Below are 928 nucleotides of genomic sequence, written 5' to 3'. Positions count from 1 at the left end.
GGCTAGGAATTCTAGCAGCTTTCGAGTTTCCCCACTTTGCTAAGCGTGTTTGTTCTTTAATAAGTTCCATATTTTCCCCTCCTAAATTATTATTACAAGTCAAGTATTATCCCGTGTAGATACACAATGCAAATATTCTTACTGGAGGTCATTTACATGCAACAAGTTGTCTTACCCATCAAAGATTCAAACGTTCTTAAAGAGGTTCAAGATACGTTACTCAATAATTTTAAAGCTGGCCGACGTAACTATACGATTTTTCAAGTTGGTAAAGCTACGCTACTACGAGTCAGTGATGTCATGTACTTAAAACAGACCGATATTTTTAATCTGGACGGTTCTATTAAACAAAATGCGTTCATTCACGATCGAAAAACGGGTAAGCCTAATACCTTGTACCTTAAACCAGTTCAAACAGAACTCTTATTGTACCGTCAATGGCTGCTTGATCATAAACTAGCATCTGAATGGCTCTTTCCTTCCATTCAACACCCCGAGCGCCATATCACTGAAAAACAGTTCTACAAAATTATGAGTAAGGTTGGCGATTTATTAGGAATTAATTATCTAGGTACTCATACGATGCGCAAAACCGGGGCTTATCGTGTTTACACGCAATCAAATTACAATATTGGCCTAGTCATGCACTTACTAAATCACTCAAGTGAATCAATGACTTTAGCTTATTTAGGCTTGGATCAAGCAAGTACAGAAAACATGTTGAACCAAATTGATTTTGGGTAAATTGGTTTGATTTTGTTGTCGCCAACGGCGACTTCTGATACAGGCTTTTAATGGGCCTAGCACAACATAGAATTTATTCTATGTGTAAGTGCGCATTGACCTCGTTTCACTCGGTCTGCTGATAACCATACAATCAATTTTTCTCGTTGTTGAATTGACTGTATTTTTAATTCAATTTATGTTT

General features: G+C 37.0%; 1 protein-coding gene and 1 pseudogene. One reads left to right on the top strand and one right to left on the bottom strand.

Annotated features, from left to right (window positions below; translation table 11 throughout):
- Positions 1 to 70: pseudogene (locus tag FFM78_RS14140) on the bottom strand (AbrB/MazE/SpoVT family DNA-binding domain-containing protein); the annotation flags it as partial.
- An 86-nt stretch (positions 71 to 156) separates the two neighbouring features.
- Between FFM78_RS14140 and FFM78_RS13665 the strand changes: the two are divergent.
- Positions 157 to 744 carry a site-specific integrase gene (locus FFM78_RS13665; protein WP_041153703.1) on the top strand — a complete coding sequence of 196 codons (588 nt, stop codon included), beginning with the start codon at positions 157 to 159 and terminating at the stop codon, positions 742 to 744.
- The last annotated feature ends 184 nt before the right edge of the window (positions 745 to 928 follow it).

This window comes from Loigolactobacillus binensis (assembly GCF_005405165.1).
Taxonomy (GTDB): domain Bacteria; phylum Bacillota; class Bacilli; order Lactobacillales; family Lactobacillaceae; genus Loigolactobacillus; species Loigolactobacillus binensis.
The sequence above is the reverse complement of the archived record's forward strand: the minus strand, read 5'-3'. Positions and strand labels throughout refer to the sequence as shown.

What these genes read in the sequence shown, in the direction of transcription:
- FFM78_RS13665 (WP_041153703.1), top strand. Translation starts at nt 157, where the DNA reads ATGCAACAAGTTGTCTTACCCATCAAAGATTCAAACGTTCTTAAAGAG.